We start from the raw sequence: 18,870 nt of genomic DNA, 5'->3' as shown, positions 1-18,870 counted from the left end.
AAAAGTTAAACTCTTTGCCTAACACGTGGAAACCCCGGGCAGTTTTTCACGTAGCGCCCAGGGTTTGGCAGTTCAGTTATAACAAGACGACTTGGTAGACCTCCGGGCAAAAGCCACGCAGGCTGTTATAAATGCGCTTGGCCCGTGATTCGGCGTGGCACAAGGCGAAGACACTGGGACCAGTCCCGCTCATCTGTGCCACGTCGGCCCCTAATTTTTGCATCCGTTCCTTTAAACGGGCGATTTCGGGGTGGGCCTCCATGGTCACCGCCTCTAGGGCGTTACCCATGTACTGAAAGCTCTCCTGAAACTTTCCTTCCTTGATGGCTTCCACCAGCTGGTCCGTTTGCGGGTGGACCAAACGCTCGTAATTAATCTGGCGTAAGATAACCGGGGTCGAGACTGATAGCTTGGGTTTGGCAATCACCACCCAGTAGTGGGGAAAGGCCGGCAGGGGTTCCACGATCTCCCCGTGGCCGGTCACGTGGGCCGTTTGGGAGTACACGCAAAATGGCACGTCGGAATCGATTGATAAGGATAAGCGCGCCAACTCGTCTAACGATAAACCAAGGCGCCAGGCCTTATTGAGGGCCCGCAAGACGGCCGCCGCGTCCGAAGACCCGCCACCGAGGCCGGCCGCCACCGGAATCTTCTTTTTGATTCGGATGGTAACCCCATCAGTCTGGTGAAAGCGGGTCTTTAGGATGTGGGCGGCTTGGTAGGCTAGGTTGCGTTGGTCATTGGGTAAAAAACCGCTGTTGGTGTAAACCTTGATCGTCTGTGGTCGGTGGTGAATCTCCACGGTGACGTAATCAGCCAGGTCAACGGCGTTCATCACCATGTTCCAGCGGGGCAGGCCGTCAAGGTAGCGCATGGGCGTATCGAGGGCCAAGTTAATCTTGGCCGGTGCCTTTTCCGTCACGATCATTCCACAGTCCCCCTTTCGACTCAGTTTGCCCTTAATTATACTAATTCTCGCTAATTGACGCAAAAGGTATGAGGAAAGCCGCCAAGTCATTCGCTCGGGGCAAGGGTGAGCGCCGCCTGCGGTACTCTGTCATCCGTCATCCCCGCGGTTAGTGACGGCAAAAAGAGGCCGGGGAAAACGTGTTTTCTCCGGCCTCTTACTATACATTCGAACATTAGACAGCAAGCTACCACCTAAGTTCGCGATGCTTGCAATTGTCAGGGAAACTCTTCCCCACTTTTATAGCAATTCCTTTTCGTGCATGGCGTTCGCTAAGTTGATGAAGTCCACCAGGCTCAAGCGTTCCGGCCGGGTTTGGGAATCGATTTCCAACCGGTCCAGGACTTCTTTTACCTTCCCTAGGCGGTCCTCGTCCTTGCCGACGATCGTCTTAAGGTTGTTCCACAAGCTCTTGCGGCGGTGGGCAAAGCAGCCCCGAATCAGGCCAAAGAGGCGGTCCTCGTTAAAGGGGGACACCGGCAGGGCCGCACTCTTTTGCGTCAAAACGACAATCGCCGAGTCAACGTTGGGGGCTGGTACAAAGGACTTGCGTGAGACGTTAAAGGCGACTTTGACGTCCATCCGGTAGTCGATCGCCAAGGTCAGGGCGCCGTAGTCCTTAGTTCCCGGCTTGGCCACCAGGCGATCGGCGACCTCTTTTTGCATCATCACGCAAACCGCCGCCCACTCCACTTGGCTGGCTAAGAGGGCAAACAGAATCGGGCTGGTGATGTAATACGGTAGGTTAGCGACCACCTTGACTGGCTTGGTCGGGTCCTTAAAGGCCGTCTGAACCAGGTCGGCTAGGTTGGCCTTCAAAACGTCTTGGTTTAAAACCGTTACGTTGCCGTAGGGGGCTAACACGTCGTCTAACACCGGCAGGAGGCTTTCGTCGATTTCTAAGGCAACCACTTCGCCGGCCGCTTGGGCCAGCTTTTCGGTCAGGGCCCCGATTCCGGGCCCGATCTCGATTACGTTATCGTCTTTGGTAATACCAGCCGCCCGCACGATTCCACTCAAGACGTCGGGGTTGGTCAAAAAGTTCTGGCCAAAGCCCTTCTTAGCGTGGATACCGTACTGGTTCATAATGGCGCGGGTCCGCGAGGGACTCCCGATTTGCTTACTCATGCGTTTTCCCTTCCTGATCAAGTTGTGCAACCGCCCGTTCAAAGGTCGGCCGGTCAATGGCAAAGAGGTCGAGGCGCTTCAATAGTTGCTTAGCGTTGCCATAGCCAATCCCCAGCAATTCACCTAGGCGCTCCCGGCGCCTCTTGGCCACCGGACTCCCCGCCAAGCCCGCCTTAATGAGGTCCTGGTTGCTAAAGGTGGGGGTTAAAACGGGAGTGGTGGTGTAGACGTTTTGCAGGGCCGCCAAGATGGTCGCCGAGCTTGCGTGTTCAACCCCCAGGCTCCCGTGGGCCTCGGTTGGCACCCCCTGGTCGCGCCGGATGAAGGCGTGTTTGACGCCGGGAACGTTTTGGTCGATCAGCTTACGGAGCCGTTCGCCGTTAAAATCGGGATCGGTGAAGACGATCACCCCCCGGCTTTGCTGGAGTTTTTTTATTTGTTCAAGCGCCTTTTTTGACAGGGCGGAGCCGTTCGTTTCAAAGGTGTCGGCCAACACGGCTCGTTGCACCTGCTTGGTGTCGTCTTTACCCTCCACCACAATTACTTCTTTAATCTTGTCCATTATGTCCTTTCAAAAACCGGTTTGTCGCGGTCTGCAACGTCGCTGAGGCCACCTCTTCTACGGAGCGTTGCAAGAGTTTGGCCAGCGCTTCGACCACAAAGTAGGTGAAGGCGGGCTCGTTTTGCTTCCCCCGGTACGGAACCGGGGTCAGGTAGGGTGCGTCCGTTTCTACCATCATCCGCTCCAAAGGGGTTACCTTGGCGGCTTCGTGAACTTCCGTTGCCTTGGTAAAGGAGACCACCCCGCTGTAGGAGAGGTCAAAGTCCAGGTCAAGGAACTTTTCCGCCCACGCTGCGTCACCGCTAAAGGAGTGCATCACGCCCCCCGCTTTAACCGGGTGCTCCACTAGGACCCGGTATGTTTCGGCCAGGGCCTCGCGGCAGTGGATCACCACCGGTAAGCTTAGCTGGTTAGCCAGGTCAATTTGTTCAACTAGGGCGGCTTCTTGGGCCCGGTGGTCGGCGATTCCGTTGACAAAGTCTAAGCCGACTTCGCCCACCCCCACAACCTCGGGACGTCGCAACGCCTTTTTTAGCCCCTCCCAATCGGTCGGGGTTACTTCCGCTAGGTCCTCGGGGTGAAAGCCAATTACGGCGTGCAAGCCCGGGTAGGTGCTAGCTAGCTTAAGGGCGCGGTCGTTTAACAGCCGGTTGGAGCCAATCATGTTCAGCTCGGTAACCCCGTAATGTTTAGCCCGGGCCAAAAAGGCCCCTACGTCACCGTAAAAGGCCTCATCGTTTAAGTGGGTGTGCGAATCGTAAATCTTAATCGTCATTGCTTAGCAGACCGTTGAGCCAACTTCCAGGCTATCTGGAACTAACACTAGTTGTACCTGGCCGTTTAATTCAGAGGATAAGAGCATCCCCTGGCTAATTTCACCACGGAGCTTGCGGGGAGCCAGGTTGGCCACGAAGACGACCTTCTTACCCACCAGTTCTTCCGGTACTGGGTACCACTTAGCGATCCCGGACAGGATTTGGCGCCCGCCCATGCCGTCGTCGAGGGTGAACTTCAGCAACTTATCAGCGCCCTTCACCTTGCCGGCTTCCTTAATCAAGCCGACCCGGAGGTCCACCTTGTCAAAGTCGTCAAACTGGATTTCGGCTTTGACCGGGTCAACGCTAGTAGTCTTGGCCGCTTCCATGGCCTTGCGCCCCTTTTGCTTTTCGTTGGCGCTCATTTGGGACTTAATGAAGTCGACTTCTTCTTGGATGTCGCGCCGTGGGAAGATCGGCGTTCCCTTTTCAACCACCACTACTTCGGCCGGGAAGTCGTTAAAGGAGAGGTCAGAGATGGAAATGGCTTCCTTGGCTAGGCCCAGTTGGCCCAGGATTTCCTTGGGTGCCGTTGGCATGATTGGTTGCAGCATGGCCGCTACCATCCGCAATGACTTGGCCAGGTGGGTCAAAACATCGCTTAAGACGGGTGCTTGTTGTTCATCCTTGGCCAAGACCCACGGTTCGGTTTCGTCAATGTACTTGTTGGCCCGGGCGATCAACTTCCAGATGGCGGACAGGGCGTCGGCAAAGCGGGTCTGATCCATCAATTCCCGGTATTCCACCAGGGCGTCTTGGGCCACTTGCTCTAAGTCAGCATCAAAGTCGGTCGTGGCCCCTGGTTGACCCACCAACTTGCCGGCTTGGTACTTGTTGACCATCGCCACGGTCCGGTTCAAGAGGTTCCCCAGGTCGTTAGCCAGGTCGTAGTTAACCTTTTCGACGAAGTCTTCCGGTGAGAAGACCCCGTCATTTCCAAACGGCATCGCCCGTAACAGGTAGTAACGGGTGGCGTCTAAGCCGTAACGGTCAATCAGGGTTTCTGGGTAAACCACGTTCCCCTTGGACTTGGACATCTTGCCGTCCTTCATCGTCAACCAGCCGTGGCCGATGACGTGCTTAGGCAGTGGCAAGCCCAGGGCGTGGAGCATGATTGGCCAGTAAATGGTGTGGAACCGGATAATCTCTTTACCAACCATGTGAACGTCGGCTGGCCAGTACTTCTTAAAGAGGCTGTCGTCGTCGCTGCCGTAGCCCAGGGCGGTAATATAGTTGGATAAGGCGTCGATCCACACGTAGACCACGTGCTTCGGGTCGTTTGGCACCTTGACCCCCCAGTTAAAGGAGGTCCGGGTTACGGCCAGGTCCTCTAAGCCTGGTTCCAAGAAGTTCTTAACCATTTCGTTCATCCGCGATTCTGGCTGGATGAAGTCGGGGTGGGCCTTATAGTAGTCCATCAGCCAATCGGCGTACTTGCTCATCTTAAAGAAGTAGGACTCTTCTTTCACCAGTTGAACTTCGTGGCCAGACGGGGCAATCCCACCGGTTACCTGGCCGTTTTCGTCCTTGAAGACTTCCTTGAGTTGGCTTTCGGTGAAGTACTCTTCGTCATCGACCGAGTACCAGCCCACGTATTCGCCCTTGTAGATATCTCCTTGGTCGAGGAGTTGTTGGAAGATCTTTTGAACGGCGGCTTCGTGGTAGCCATCGGTGGTACGGATAAACTTGTCGTTGGTGATTTCCAGTTTTTGCCACAGTTCCTTGATACCAGCCGCCATTTCATCGACGTAGGTTTGCGGATCCTTACCTAATTTTTCGGCCTTTTGTTCAATCTTTAGCCCGTGTTCGTCCGTCCCGGTTAAAAAGAACACGTCAAAACCACTGAGCCGCTTGAAGCGGGCCTCGGCGTCACAGGCAACCGTCGTGTAGGAGTTACCGATGTGAAGTCGTCCGGATGGGTAATAGATTGGTGTTGTGATGTAGTAGGTTGGTTGTTCAGCCATACAGCGGGACCTCTTTTCCGATAATCGTTTTTTCGTTAACTTCCAGTATAGCAAAAAGCCACGCCGATTTCGAACCAAACTGGCGCAAAACCGCGTGACTTCAAAAGAGTTCTAGTTGGGTCGGGTCCTGTTTGGTCAGGCCCGTAAAGTGTAAATCCATTTGCCGGCTGAGGGCGACGGCGTTGTCGGCCGCATCGCCCCCCGAGTTGTTGTTAAAGATGACGCAAGTTTCTTTTGGTTGCGGCTGTTGTTCTTGAATTGCTTGGGCCAGGTCGGTTAGTTCGCTCGCCGAGTATCGGTACAGGGTCCGCTTGCCCCGCCAGTCCTTGCCCCCGGCCTGCCAGCCGGCTTGGTTGCGCCCGTGCAGGCGGATCAGGGTTAGGTGCGGCGTCGTAGTAGTCAAGAAAAAGGGAATTCCGCCCTGGGTTTGGTGGGGTTCATCGGCGGCCACCAGGGTCAGCTTTAGGTCACGGCAATAATTGACCAGTGCATCGCCCACTCCCGATTGGTACCAGGAAAGGTTACGCAACTCGACGGCGACCGGCAGGTTCCCCATCAGTTCCCGCACCGTGCGTAGGTACTCGATGTGTTCGGTCCGGGCGTCAAAGTAGGGTGGAAACTGGAAGAGGACCGTTTTAAGCTGACCGGTGCTAACTAACGGCGCCACGACCTGTTTGAACTGGGTGAAGACGGCCTGGGGGCCGCCAACGGCTTCCTGGTGTCCGGTCATCACCTGGTGGGCCTTAACGATAAACTGAAAGCCCGGGGCCACGTCGGTTAGCCACTTTTGCACCGTCATGAGCTGGGGCAGGGCGTAAAAGAAGGTATCAACCTCGACCACCGGAAAGTGTTGGCCGTACTCCTTTAAGGTCGTTTTCTTGCGGGCGTTGTTAATCAAACTGGGGTGTTCGCTCCAGGTCGTCAAGCCAACGGTGACCTTCATTTCAATCCCCTCCTTTTAGTGTATCTTGCGCCAATCCAGCTTCGTTTGCAAGCGCCTAGGCCCTAAAGCGGCGCCGGACGGCGAAGGTCAACACCCAGGCCACTAACAGAAAGGCAATTACCACCCAGTAAGGGTACAGGTAGTTGCGATCCAACAAGGCCCCGGCCATTAGCGGCCCAATCACGTTACCGACGCTAGTTAAGGACATGTTCATCCCGTTAATCAAGCCCTGGTTGTCTTCCCCCAGGTCGGTCAACAGGGTGGTAATCGCCGGGCGTAAGAGGTCAAAGGCTTCAAAGACGACCAGGGTCGCTAAGGTAATTTGCCAAGCGATGCCGTCGTAAATGACAAAGACCGTCCCGACCGCCGCTAGCAAGTAGGCCCAGCGAACCAAGCGCAACTCCCCAAGCCACTTAACCATCGCTTCAAAGCAAAAGACCTGCAGGACCAAGGAAATGATTCCGTTTAAGGTCAAGACCAAGGCGATTTGGCCCAGGTCAAAGCCGTGCACCTGGTTGACGTACAGCGAGTAAATCGCCTCAAACCCGGCCAACCCGAAGGCGGCCACTAAAATCATCAAGAAGAGCAGGCTCACGGTTGGCGACCAAATCTCCTTTAACGCCGTCATCGTCGACTTCTCCTGGCGGTGTTCTTCGTGGTGGGTAACCCCCACCTTTTCATCGCTAGGCAACCAAATGGCGGCCACGATCGTCGAAATAACCCCTAACACTCCGGCCACCCAGAAGGGTAACTTGAAGTTGTCGGCGGCCAAAATTCCACCAATCCCGGGGCCCAAGATCAGCCCGCCGGAAAAAGAGGCCGACAGCCAGCCGATCACCTTAGCCCGCTGCGCCGGGGTGGTGATGTCGGCGGCTAGGGCCATCGAGGTTGGAACAAACATCGCCGCCGCCAACCCGTCAATCGCCCGTGAGGTATTAAAGGCGGCCAGCGAGTTACAGGCCGCAAACAAGAACTCGGCACCGGCAAAGATGCCTAAGCCCCAAACCAGCATCTGCTTGCGCCCCCACTTATCCGAAACCCGACCGACCACCGGTGAGGCCACGAATTGGACTAGGGCAAAGAGGGCGGCCATCACCCCCATGTCAAAGGCCGATAGGTGGTAAGCCTGTTTGATCGCCGGCTCCACCGGGAAAATCAGGCTCATCCCCAAACAAATCAAAAATTGGCACACCAACATGATATTGATGGTGCGCTTCACCACTCTAGTCATTTAAACCTCCGCAATTAATTTTCTGAATCTCAATTTAGACGAAAAAGGGGCTGGGAAAATTTCCTAGCCTCTTTTGGATTTTTAAGTGTTACATAAAAAGCGTCGTCGACAACCCGCCTAGTGCCTAAGTACGGGCAAAGAACGGCGCCAAGGCACCAACCTTTGCCCTAGCTTAGTCATACGGCCTGTTTGATAGATTGGGTCGCACTTACTCTTTACCGAACCTCCAGCTGCCCAAAGAAGTCCGTGGCGTCAGCCACCACCATTTCAAAGTTGCCCGGCAACTCCAGCGGCTCTTGGTTAACGGCCAGGATCTTAACCCCCGGCTTGGCGTATTCCAACAAGCTAGCAAAGGGGTAAACCTTCATCGAGGTCCCCACCACCACAATCAGGTCGGCCGCTTGCATGGCGGCTAAGGACTGGTTTATCGCCACCTGGGAAATTCCCTCGTCATACAAGACGATGTTAGGGCGCAGCGGCCCTTGGTCAAGCTTGTGCAGGCGACTAGTTAGGTACTCTTCAACTGGCACGTGGGCGCCACATTTTTCGCAGTAGACGTCAAATAGGTTGCCGTGAAAGTCGACTAAGCGCTTGGTCCCGGCCAGCTCGTACAGGTTATCGATGTTTTGGGTGATCACCGTTGCCTTATCGAGCTTGGTGTAGGCAGCCTGCTTTTCGTGAATCACGTTCGGCTTGGCGTCCGGGAAGTAAAGGTTATCCTTGCAAAACTGGTAAAACCCTTCCGGATCGCTTTGAAAATAGCGGTGGCTCAAGAAGTACTCTGCGTTTTGGTTTTGTTTGTACAGCCCGTTGGCCGAGCGAAAGTCGGGAATCCCCGAGGCGGTCGAAACCCCCGCCCCGGTCAAAAAGACGATCTGGTGGGCCTGATCAAACAAGGCTTGTTGTTCTAGCATGGTTATCCCTCCCGAACGGTGTACGGAAAGCCGCGTTTCTCCAAAAATTCTTGTACGGGTTCAGCGTAGAGCTTGACGAATTCGGCCGGGCTGTTTTTCTCCGGCATCGGGATGACAAAGGAGTTTTGCCCGTCGCCGCGCCGTAAGCCGGCGTAGGCATCCCCCTGGTTACCCTTTAACTGCATGTCGGAGCGGTAAATTTCAAAGACCTGCTTAACTTCCAGCCGTAATTGACGCTCGGACAAGACCGGGGTCACGGTCGTGTAACGCTGGTTGTTTAAGACCGGCAGCCCCCAACTACGCATCTGTTCGTCAACCAGCTTAAAGAGGTTAACGATCGTGCGCCGGGTTTCCCACGGCGTTTCCATTGGCCGGTTGAAGAGCTTAGCTTGCCACTCCTTCGCCACGGAAAGGGCGTAGGGGTAGTTGGCGACCAACTCTTTTTCAACCGCAGCCAGGTGCTCGCCGTAAAAGGTCAGGGCGTCAAAGAGGTTAATCACCCGCACCAGGGTGTTCATCTTCTGGTCCGCACTAGCTAGCGGGTCGGCGTCCTCCTTTGGCAGGGCGTCCTTTAACCCCATTAAGTACTCTTGTTCAATTTGGTCGTTAATCAGGCCGCGCTTGCGTTGTTCGGCCACGATCAAGCGGTGCATCACCGCGTCGTACAGGCCGGTGGCAAACATCCGCGACTGATCGTCTAAATCCTCGTCACCCCAAGTTAGGTTGAAGAGCACCTGCGGGTATTGCTTGAGGGTGTAGTAAAGGTGCAAGAGCTCGTGGGAAGCCGTGTAGTTGGGCTCCGTCAGGTCGCTGACTTGGACCACCATCATCCCCGGTACCTGCTTTAGGTTGGCCTGGTCGTGGCGAACAAAGCCACTCTTGTCACCAGTGAAGTCAACGTGGACCATCCCTAAGGGGTACAAGGCATCGACTTCGTCCAACAATTCCTTAACTGGTGCTGATAGTTCAATCTTCTCTTCTGCCATCGTGTGCTTCCTTTCTGAGTTGGGCCAGCAGTTCGCTAGCTACCTGCCGATCAGCGTGTCCCGCCGCCGCTAACTGCTTAGCGAGGACGGGCGCCTCGGCGGTTGTCGCTCCCACGCTAAGTGCTAGGGAGCGGTACTGGAGTTTCATGTGCCCCGCTTGGATACCGGTGGTGGCCAGGGCCCGCAAGGCCGCTAAGTTTTGGGCCAAGCCCCCGGCAACGATTACACCCGCCAGTTCCTTGGCACTCTTAATTTGCGATATTTGGTAATTGACCTGGGATTGGGGAGTCAGCTTGATCGAACCGCCAACCACGCCAATCGGCATTGGCAGGGTTAGCTCCCCGACCAGGCGGCCGTCCTTAAATTGCCAGGTCGCCAGCCCCCGGTAGTGGCCGTCTTTGGCGGCGTAAGCATGGGCGCCGGCTTCGATTGCCCGCCAGTCGTTACCGCTAGCGAGGACCAGGGCGTCGATCCCGTTCATGATCCCCTTGTTGTGGGTGGTGGCCCGGTAAACGTCCACCTGGGCCAGGTCACTCATCAAGGCAATCCGCTTGGCCACCGTCACCCCGTCCATTTCGCTCGTGGCCAGGTGGGCCGGATCGATTTGACAGGTCACCGTCTGTAAGCTGTCGGTGGCTAGGTTGCTTAAGATGGCGGTGAGGACCTGGTAGCCCTGCTCCTTTAGCCAGGCGCCAACCGCTTCGGCCATCGTGTTGACCGAATTGGCCCCCATCGCCTCGGAGACGTCGATCAAGAGGTCGAGGCTAACAAAGGGTGGTTCAATCCGTACCCGGATCCCTTTGGCTCCGGCGCCCCGTTTTTGCATCGACGGGTGGGCGTCATTGGCCACCGCCAGGATTGGTTCCTGGTGGTCCAGCAGCCAGTCCTTGGTGGCGCCAAAGTCTACCACGTCACACAAGACGACTTGCCCCACCAGCGCCCGGGGCCCTGCCGTGGCTACAAAGCCGCCGCTCTTGGCAACCCGCTGGCTACCGTTGCTAGCGGCGGCAATCACCGATGGCTCCTCGGTGACCATTGGCAGGATGTAGTCTTGGCCGTTGACCACTAACCCGACCAAGAGGCCCTCGGGCAGGTGGTAGTCGGTTAGGTAGTTTTCCACCAGTTGATCGCCGAGCTGGGTGGCTTGGTTGGCTAGGGTTTGGGCTTGCTGATCACTAAGGGCGCTCGCTTGTTTAACCAAGCTACGCCGTTCCTGCGCACTCCGCTTGTAAAAACCGTGGGTCCAGTCCTTAGCCATTTTGCTCCCCCTTCTGCCGTTTTTGAATGTACTCGGTAATGATCCCTTCCCGCACGCCGGATTCCGAGAAAATTACCCGCCCGTCGCTATTACGTTGCAACAAGCACACCAGGGGTAACATCCCCCCAATGATGATGTCGGCGCGGTCGGCCTCTAGTCCCGGCATCTTCTTGCGTTGGGCTAGGTTACGGTTCAATAGCTCCCGGTAGGTACCGTACACCACCTTGGACGACAGCCGGTAGCCGTGAAAGGAATTCCCGTGCTGGCGCCGGTGGGCGTAGGTCATCCGGGCTAGGGTCCGGTTGGCCCCGCCCAACAAGACGATCGGTACCCGGGTGGCGTAGCGCAACCACGGGATCTTGTTGAAGCGCTCCATGACCATTGACTGGGCACGGAAGAGGTCGTCGGCTCGTACGAAGCCGCCCAGGTGGTACTGTTCCGACAGGTTAACCGCCCCAAACGGCAGCGAGATTAGGTCGCGGGCCTTCTTGTGTTGAACGAGGATCAACTCGCTACTGGCACCGCCCACGTCTAAAATCAGGCAGTGGCTCAGTTTTAAAGTGCGCACCACCCCTAGGTAGTCGTAGTAGGCCTCCTTGCGCCCGGACAGCACCTGAAATTCCAGGCCGGTCTCTTTTTTGACCCGGTCCAAAAACTCGCGGCGGTTTTTTGCTTGGCGGACGGCCGCCGTGGTGATCGCCCGCACCTGCAGGTTGGGCAAACCCTGATAAAGTCGCTTGAACCGTTTTAAGGCCGCAATCGTGTGTTCAATTGCTTGCGGTTGGAGGATCTTCTCTGTTCCCATTCCCTCGGACAAGCGGGTGTTTTCCTTGACCCGCTTGATCTCCCGAAAGTCCCCGTTGTCGGCAATTTCCGTGATTGCCATGCGGACGGAATTAGAGCCCAGGTCAACAATCGCCAGGTTTTCCACGACTCATCACCCCCCTTTTCAATTTTTGTTTTTTTCGTAATGTTTATCCCTCTTATGTTACCATTTTTCAACCGGGGGCAACACGGATAATCCCCCACAAATTAAATTCTCACCCGGCCAAAGTTAACTAGCAGATTTCTGTTAATTGATGGGTACCGAGTGCTACAATGGATTGACAATTTTTTATTTGGGGGGTCATTTGGTGACTGAACTAACGGAACAACAACGAGAACAAGCGCGGGTGGATACGGTAATCAAGGAAATCGACCGCCAAATTGAAGGGGCCAAACAAGCGCTAGCGGCCGCCCACCAAGAAACCCGGGCGGTGGAGCAAAACTACAGCGAAAACGCCTCAATTAACCGCTACGAAATCGACGACATTGCCGAATCACGGTCCGAAATCGAACAACAGCGCCAACTGGTGGCCCGGGCCAGCGAAAACGAAACCATCCTGGCTCACCAACTGGACACCCTAAAACGGTTGCGGGCCCAACCCTACTTTGGCCGCATCGACATTCAAGACCCGGGGCAAGCAGAAGCCGAGTCCCTGTACATTGGCACGGCCTCTTTAATGAATGAGGACCGGACCGACTTTTTGATTTACGATTGGCGCGCACCGATTGCCGGGGTGTATTACAATGGCACCCTGGGCCCGGTAACTTACCAAACCCCGGCCGGCACCCAACGGACGACCCTGGTTAAAAAGCGCCAGTTCACCATCCATGACGGCCAGATTGAAAACATGTTTGACACCAATGAAACGGTCGGCGACGCCATGCTGCAAGCGGCCCTGGGGCGGCAAAACGATCAGGCGATGCAAAACATCGTCGCCACGATCCAAAAGGAACAAAACGACATCATTCGAAACACCACCGCCGATTTGATGGTGGTCCAAGGGGTGGCCGGCTCCGGGAAGACCTCGGCGATCCTCCAGCGGATTGCTTACCTGCTCTACCACGCCCGTGAATCGCTGAACGCCGACCAAATCGTCCTCTTCTCACCTAACCTCTTGTTCTCCCACTACATCGCTTCGGTCCTGCCCTCGCTTGGTGAACGTAACATGCGCCAGGTAACCCTGCCTAACTTCTTAGCCCGCCGCTTTGAAGGGCTACAAGTTGAATCACTCTTTGACCGCTACGAAACCCGCCAGCAATCCAATGCCCCCCACCCGGTAGCGGATTGGTTGGAGGGCGCCGCTAGCATGGCCGCCGTCAAGGACTACGTCGACCAACTGGCCAACAGCCAAGCCCCCCTCCAGTTCGCCGACCTGACCTTTGAAGGGCGCACCCTGTTTACCAAAGAAGCGATCGCCAGCATCTATCACCACCAGGTCGCTAAAATGACGGTGGCCGACCGGCTAGTTAAGGTCAAAAACGCCCTGCTCCGCCGCCTTCAGCACCTAGCTACCACCGAAGCCAAGCGCGACTGGGTAGCCAAAGAGCTCGACACCCTGTCCAACCAAGAGCTTCACGCCCTCTACGGCCAAAAGACGATCGATGACTTTGCGGATGAACAGGCCCAAGCCGCCTACCTAGCCCGCCGCTGGGCGAAAAAACGGCTCCGGGTGGTCGCCGACGCCATTTACAACAACTACTTTTTGGACTTTCACGCCCTCTACCGCCAGTTCCTGCTTCACTTGCCCCTGACCGGCCCCATCACGGAAGCAGTGCAACAGCAACTGGCCACCGACTTTAGTCACGGCGTTGAATTTCACCGGATCAAGCTAGTCCACACCGCTCCCTTCTTATACCTGCGCGACCTTTTGACCGGTGGGGGGCAAAACCGCAGTTTCCAATACGTCTTCATTGACGAGATGCAAGACTACTCGCTGGCGACCTTGATCTACCTCAAGCACGCCTTTCCGGACGCTAAGTTTACCGTAATTGGCGACGCCGAGCAGGCCCTCTTCAAACCGCTCGAGTTACCAGAAACCCTCTTGAACCGGGTTGGCGACGCCCTAGCGGCTAAGCACCCCCGCTTAATTGCCCTACGCCGCTCTTACCGGTCCACCTTTGAAATCACCACCTTCGCCAAATCCCTGTTGCCCGACGGCGATGAAATCACCGCCTTCGCCCGCCACGGGGACCCGGCCAAGCTTCAGGTTCATTACGGGCAAGCGGCCTGGCAAACCGGCTTAATCAAGGCGGTCCAAGCCATGCAGCAACGATTTCCCACCGTCGCCGTTTTGACCAGGGATCAAGAAGAGGCCAGCCAGGTTTACCACCACCTCTACGGCCAAGTAACTGACCTGCACCGCCTGAGCGAAGAAGACAGCCAGCTCCCCAGTGGGGTCTTGATCTTGCCAATTTACCTGGCTAAGGGGCTCGAATTCGACGGCGTGGTGATCGCTAACGTCTCGGCCGCCCACCTCGGCGACCAAGCTACCGGGCTCTTGTACACGATGGCGACCCGAGCGATGCACGCCTTGACGATGCTAACGCTAGGGCCGGTCACGCCCGCTTTAACCGGGGCGGCCAGCCAGTACTTAACCATTGACCCCCCCACGGAACCACAAAGATAAAAAAGAGCATTCCAGCCAGCTAGGTCGGAATGCTCTTTTGCTTTAATAAGTTACGGGGTGGTGCAGCCGCTTTAAGGCGTGCTTTAAAATGAAGGGCGCCAAGACAGTCGCCAACACAACCACCGTGATCACGTCGGAATAGTACTTAGACGACAGGAGGTGGGCCTCGTACCCAATCTGGGCGGTGATCAAAGCCATTTCCCCGCGGGCAATCATCCCGCTCCCAATCACGTAACCAGACTGGCGATCAAAGCCCATCAGCATGGCCCCACCACCGGAACCAATCAACTTGGTCAGGCAGGCCAAAATCGTCATTACCACGATGAAGACCAGTGAGTCCAAGAAGTGGTTCAGGCGCATCACCAGCCCCACGTTGACGAAGAAAACCGGGATGAAAACGGCGTAGCCAAGCGGCTCGAAGGCTTCGGCGATGTCGTGGCGGGCCTTGGTGTTAGCAACGGCAATCCCGGCAAAAAAGGCCCCCACTGCCCCGCTTAGGTGAACTAGGTCGGCCAACGAAGCCATCCCCAAGCACAAGATCATTGCCATCACGGCGGGGGCCGCCGTCGTCAACAGGCGCTTGCTCAAGTGCATCAGGTACGGGGCTAGCCAGCGGACCAGCAGGTAGGTCCCGCCAAAGAAGATCGCTTGCATCATAATGATCAGCGGCAGGCTGGTTGACGATTCACCACCCTTACCGTTCATCAAGGAGATTAAGACACTCAGGATCAAAACCCCACCGATGTCATCGGCCACGGCCGCTCCGAGGACCGTCGCCCCCTCCTTGCTGTCGATCTGGTTAAACTCGCGCAAGACGGCCACCGAAATCGAAACCGAGGTGGCCGAGAAAATCACCCCGATAAAGAGTGACTCAAACCACTGGAGGCCAAACAATTGCGAGGCTAGGCCCATGACTGCGATCGGCAGGGCCATCCCCCCCACCGCGACGGCCATCGCCGGTTTGAGGTATTTTTTCAGCAGTGACAGGTCGCTTTCCAACCCGGCGATAAACATTAGAACGATCACGCCGATCTCTTGGAACTCCTCAATCATTGCGGTCTGGTGAATCCAACCCAAAACGGCCGGCCCCGCCACGATCCCGACTAAAATTTGGCCGATCACGTCTGGGATTCCCCAGCGGTTAAAGAAGTGGGAAACCAGTTGCGTAACGAATAAAATTCCCGTGAGCGTTATGATAAAAGACATACAAAACCTTTCTGACAGACTCCACCGTACCCAAAATTTCCTTGATCAAAAAAGACGCGAAGGGGCGCCTTTTTTTGTTGCATAATTCATCATACCAGATAATCTTGTTTGGGTCACCAAACTTGGTTGAAAAGTAGGGTTACTACTTTTCAAGGTACGAGAGGGGTTTATTGACTTCCACCTTAGTTCCTTGGTACTTCTTTTTGATCCATTCCTGAATTTGCTGATTGTGGTAAAGCTTAACTAATTTCAGGTAGGTCTGGTTGTGAGCGTTCTTCTTGGCGGTTGCTAAAATATTAATGTTATTCTTCGTCGTTTGATCGATTTTTTCGTGGTAAATCGAATCGGTTAAGACGTTCAAGTGACCGGTCAAGGCGATCGTATTTCCGATCAATACGGCATCGACAGAGTTTAAGACCCGTGGTCCAGTCGTATCATCAATCTCTTCGAACTTGAAATGGCGTGGATTAGATGCAATCTCGTTAGTTCCAGACGTGACGCCAAAGCCCTTTTTTAAGGTGATCAACCCAGCACTTTGTAACAAGAGCAATCCACGAGCGGTGTTAGCCGGATTATTGGCGATCGCAATTGTTGCCCCGTTTGGTAAATCGCTAACCTTCTTGTATCGTTTCGAATAAATTCCCATTGGTTCTAAGTAGGTCGTCCCCAATGCAGCTAACTGAGCCTTTTTATTTTGCTTGTTGTATGTCTCTAAGTACGACCAAGACTGAAAGGCATTCACGTCAATTTCACCACTAGCCGTTGCCTTATTAAGGCCAATCGGATCGGTAAAGGATTTAACGTTAATCTTAATACCCGCTTTCTTAGCCGCCTTAGACTTTGCGATGTGTTGCCAGACCTGAACGTCCGGTCCAATCGCCCCGACCGTTACGGTGTGTTGACTGACCTTACTACTAGTGGCCAAGTGTAAACCAAATGCCGCTAAAATAATAATCAAGATGGCTACTAGCCACCACCGGTACTTGCGCATCCTCTTTTCTCCTCCTTAAAACAAAAAAATCCCGGAAAAGGCACCTGCCTTTTCCGGGACGCACTACTTGAGCCGTGTTACCACCCGTTTTCAGCCCCATTGGGACCCTCAAGCGCCACCCCAACCGGGAGGGCGCAACGCAATAGCGGACGTTAACCGTGATCAATTTACCATGGGCTCACCGATCAAAACACTCCTGGACCATCTTCATCTTTTGTACTGTCACCGGCTTTCACCACCTCCGGCTCGCTTCTTGACATCCTAAAAAACTACTCATCCATTCACAGCATTTTCTCATTCATTACTCATTATTTTAGGAGAACCCCTCCCAATTGTCAACATTGTTTCTTACTTTTTGTAATTAAAAAGCCAGGAGAACCGTTACCTTCTCCCGGCTACATTCTGTAACAACTCAAACGTCCTGCCCAATGGTTGATTCGCACTTCTAATAACGTGCTCCCAACCACGGGCCTAGTGCCTAAGTACGGCCGGAGAACGGTGCGTTCCGCCCCAACCCCCGTCCTAGCTTAGTCCAACGGCCCGTCGAAAAGGTTAGTCGCACTTTCCCTAAGCCACCCGCTGGGGTTGAACCAGCTCCTTCATCCTTACCATGAATGACGCTCTACCTATTAAGCTACGGTGGCTCCTTTAGAATACCAAAAAGTCGGGGCGCCGGCTAGTTTTTGCCCCAGTCGAGTGCCATTCCCTGGGCTTGGATGGTGGCGGCTAGCTTATCCCTGGTCGTGTCGTGAACGGCCAGCTTGGCTCCGGAAATTTGCTTGGTAAAGGAATCGATCCGCCGGTTGGCATCACGCAAGTCGTAGTAAGTCGTGACCACTTCGTCGTAGTCCTTTAGATCCCCCACCTTAAAGTCGGTTGGGTAGTGATTTTCAAAGGCAATTTGGTTTTGTGGCAAACGCGGCTTTAATTGCGGTTCTTGGTCGGGAACCCCCACTTGCAACCCCAACAACGGCAGGGTCATCTTGGGCATGTTCAAGACCTTGACCAGTTCGGCCGGGTCATCTTTGATTGAACCGAGCACGACGCCCCCCAGCCCCAGGCTTTCGGCGGCGGTCAGGAAGTTTTGCAGGGCTAACACCGTGTCTTCAACGGCTTGGAAGAAGATGTCGGTCGTGTGCAGGCGGCCATCGTCCTTACCCAGCTGCTGGCGGATCTGTTGGTTACGGTAAAGGTCAACGACAAAGACGAACAGATCCCCGTTAGCACCAATGTACGGCTGGCCGGAGATGTTCCGAACACCCTCACGCAACTTTTCGTCGGTCACGTGCAGGATCGAAAACTGTTGCATAAACATCGACGTCGAGGTTTGACTAGCGGCGGCGTACAGGGTTTGTAGCTGCTCTGCGGTCAACGTTTGATCCTTAAACTTACGGATCGAACGGTGGTTGGTAATTTGATCAACAACGGGATTGTGTAGCATGGCAATTCCTCCTCGTGCTTACTTTTTGTTCATTATGACGGAATTTTCCCCGCCTGGCAAGCGCTTCCTAGGCCAACTCATCTTCAATCGCCGCCAGGGTCTCTTCACTGAGCCCCTTGCGCAAGCTAACGGGAACAAAGTGGCTGTCGACTAACCGTAAGTCGAGGTCCCTGGCCACCCGGTCGCGGTCGCTGGCGATCACGCTCACCCGGCACTGGACGGTGGTTAACCACTTGGCTAGGGTGGTCCCGTTTAAGGAGCGTAGGAGCTGTTTGACCGGTTTGGGGGTAAATAACGATGGCAGCGCCCTGACGGTCAGGTCGGCCGTTAAGTGGTAGTTGGGGGCCACCAACAAGAGGCGGTCAATGCGCCCCGATTGGCTAGCGGCTACCCGCAGACCCACCAATGCCCCAAAGCCGTTGCCCACCAAGGTGACCGGCTGTTCGGCCGCGCGCACCAGCGCCGTTATTTGGGCACTTAGTTCTTCAAATTCCGGCGCCCCTTCTAAGAGCGGTTCGTAATCAACCACCTGCTTTTGGCGGTGGCCCACCACTAAGTCCTGCCAGGCCGCCGTGGCCTGCCCCAGCTCCGGTAAAATAATTACAGTTCCCATTTTGACCCCTTCTCAATCGCTTAATTGCTCTATTTTAGCACATTTGTTCCCCCGGTGGTGGGGGTGGTCGGTAGCTTTGCCCAGGCCGCTTTCAAGCGGTCCACTAACGGTTGCACCTGGGTTTGGCGTTGCCGCTTGACGGTCACGTAAATCGTCAGCTCCGCTTTGGGCCCCTTAATTGATCGTTCCACCCGGTTGTTGGCTGGCACCGGGTGATAGGACGGGTCGGCCGCCGTTACGTTGGTGGTAAAGTACGGAAAGCTGGAGTAGCGCGTGATTTCGTCCATGGCGTCGCGTTCGTCTTGGCACATGAAGTGGGCATCTTCAATTTCTTTGCCAATTACGTCCTTCCACGCCCCGATGTCATCGAGGACGACAAAGGACAATCCCGCCAGGTCC

General features: G+C 55.2%; 17 protein-coding genes and 1 tRNA gene. 1 reads left to right on the top strand and 17 read right to left on the bottom strand.

Annotation, left to right across the window (positions count from 1 at the left end):
- Positions 1-76: 76 nt before the first annotated feature.
- The 11 genes from ispE to FG166_RS01335 all read right to left on the bottom strand — a co-directional run bounded on the left by ispE (position 77) and on the right by FG166_RS01335 (position 11,699).
- A complete protein-coding gene (gene ispE, locus FG166_RS01385; RefSeq protein WP_003683980.1) occupies positions 77-928 on the bottom strand; it encodes a 4-(cytidine 5'-diphospho)-2-C-methyl-D-erythritol kinase in 852 nt (283 codons plus the stop codon).
- Positions 929-1,207: 279 nt separating this feature from the next.
- Positions 1,208-2,095, bottom strand: coding sequence for a 16S rRNA (adenine(1518)-N(6)/adenine(1519)-N(6))-dimethyltransferase RsmA (rsmA, locus tag FG166_RS01380; RefSeq protein WP_003683979.1), 888 nt, complete (start codon positions 2,093-2,095; stop codon positions 1,208-1,210).
- Positions 2,088-2,657 (bottom strand): ribonuclease M5, encoded by a 570-nt coding sequence (rnmV, locus tag FG166_RS01375; RefSeq protein ID WP_003683978.1) that lies wholly within the window; start codon positions 2,655-2,657, stop codon positions 2,088-2,090. The genes rsmA and rnmV overlap by 8 nt, the downstream gene beginning before the upstream one ends.
- Positions 2,644-3,432, bottom strand: coding sequence for a TatD family hydrolase (locus FG166_RS01370; protein ID WP_003683977.1), 789 nt, complete (start codon positions 3,430-3,432; stop codon positions 2,644-2,646). The genes rnmV and FG166_RS01370 overlap by 14 nt, the downstream gene beginning before the upstream one ends.
- A gap of 3 nt (positions 3,433-3,435) precedes the next feature.
- The gene (metG, locus tag FG166_RS01365; RefSeq protein ID WP_258409088.1) at positions 3,436-5,490 is read right to left on the bottom strand and encodes a methionine--tRNA ligase; all 2,055 of its coding nucleotides are present in this window, start codon (positions 5,488-5,490) and stop codon (positions 3,436-3,438) included.
- A 46-nt stretch (positions 5,491-5,536) separates the two neighbouring features.
- Positions 5,537-6,379, bottom strand: a complete 843-nt coding sequence (locus FG166_RS01360) for a DUF72 domain-containing protein (protein WP_003683975.1) — start codon at positions 6,377-6,379, stop codon at positions 5,537-5,539.
- A gap of 55 nt (positions 6,380-6,434) precedes the next feature.
- Positions 6,435-7,610, bottom strand: coding sequence for an MFS transporter (locus FG166_RS01355; protein ID WP_003683974.1), 1,176 nt, complete (start codon positions 7,608-7,610; stop codon positions 6,435-6,437).
- Positions 7,611-7,825: 215 nt separating this feature from the next.
- Positions 7,826-8,524: an NAD-dependent protein deacylase gene (locus FG166_RS01350; protein WP_003683973.1), complete on the bottom strand. Its 699-nt coding sequence runs from the start codon at positions 8,522-8,524 to the stop codon at positions 7,826-7,828.
- 2 nt (positions 8,525-8,526) lie between these two features.
- The gene (locus FG166_RS01345) at positions 8,527-9,510 is read right to left on the bottom strand and encodes a hypothetical protein (protein ID WP_003683972.1); all 984 of its coding nucleotides are present in this window, start codon (positions 9,508-9,510) and stop codon (positions 8,527-8,529) included.
- Positions 9,491-10,768: a hydroxymethylglutaryl-CoA reductase, degradative gene (locus FG166_RS01340; RefSeq protein ID WP_003683971.1), complete on the bottom strand. Its 1,278-nt coding sequence runs from the start codon at positions 10,766-10,768 to the stop codon at positions 9,491-9,493. The genes FG166_RS01345 and FG166_RS01340 overlap by 20 nt, the downstream gene beginning before the upstream one ends.
- A complete protein-coding gene (locus FG166_RS01335) occupies positions 10,761-11,699 on the bottom strand; it encodes a Ppx/GppA family phosphatase (protein WP_003683970.1) in 939 nt (312 codons plus the stop codon). The genes FG166_RS01340 and FG166_RS01335 overlap by 8 nt, the downstream gene beginning before the upstream one ends.
- A gap of 148 nt (positions 11,700-11,847) precedes the next feature.
- On the opposite strand from FG166_RS01335, the gene helD reads away from it, so the two are divergent.
- Positions 11,848-14,220: an RNA polymerase recycling motor HelD gene (gene helD, locus FG166_RS01330; protein WP_003683969.1), complete on the top strand. Its 2,373-nt coding sequence runs from the start codon at positions 11,848-11,850 to the stop codon at positions 14,218-14,220.
- 42 nt (positions 14,221-14,262) lie between these two features.
- Here helD and FG166_RS01325 read toward each other — a convergent pair whose 3' ends face one another.
- The 6 genes from FG166_RS01325 to FG166_RS01300 all read right to left on the bottom strand — a co-directional run.
- Positions 14,263-15,426, bottom strand: a complete 1,164-nt coding sequence (locus tag FG166_RS01325; protein ID WP_003683968.1) for a cation:proton antiporter — start codon at positions 15,424-15,426, stop codon at positions 14,263-14,265.
- A gap of 142 nt (positions 15,427-15,568) precedes the next feature.
- Entirely contained in the window at positions 15,569-16,417 is an 849-nt protein-coding gene (locus FG166_RS01320) for a MetQ/NlpA family ABC transporter substrate-binding protein (protein WP_003683967.1), read from the bottom strand.
- A gap of 570 nt (positions 16,418-16,987) precedes the next feature.
- A tRNA-Thr gene (locus FG166_RS01315) sits at positions 16,988-17,061 on the bottom strand.
- Between the two features lie 32 nt (positions 17,062-17,093).
- A complete protein-coding gene (locus FG166_RS01310; protein WP_003683965.1) occupies positions 17,094-17,858 on the bottom strand; it encodes an NADPH-dependent oxidoreductase in 765 nt (254 codons plus the stop codon).
- A 67-nt stretch (positions 17,859-17,925) separates the two neighbouring features.
- Complete coding sequence (locus tag FG166_RS01305; protein WP_003683963.1) at positions 17,926-18,471, bottom strand: alpha/beta fold hydrolase; 546 nt, start codon at positions 18,469-18,471, stop codon at positions 17,926-17,928.
- 29 nt (positions 18,472-18,500) lie between these two features.
- The coding region (locus FG166_RS01300) for a hypothetical protein (RefSeq protein ID WP_003683962.1) at positions 18,501-18,870 on the bottom strand (370 nt) is incomplete at its 5' end.

Origin of the sequence: Limosilactobacillus fermentum, from assembly GCF_013394085.1 — a bacterium.
Lineage (GTDB): Bacteria > Bacillota > Bacilli > Lactobacillales > Lactobacillaceae > Limosilactobacillus > Limosilactobacillus fermentum.
Note: the sequence above shows the minus strand (reverse complement) of the source record. Positions and strands in the feature narration are given on the sequence as shown.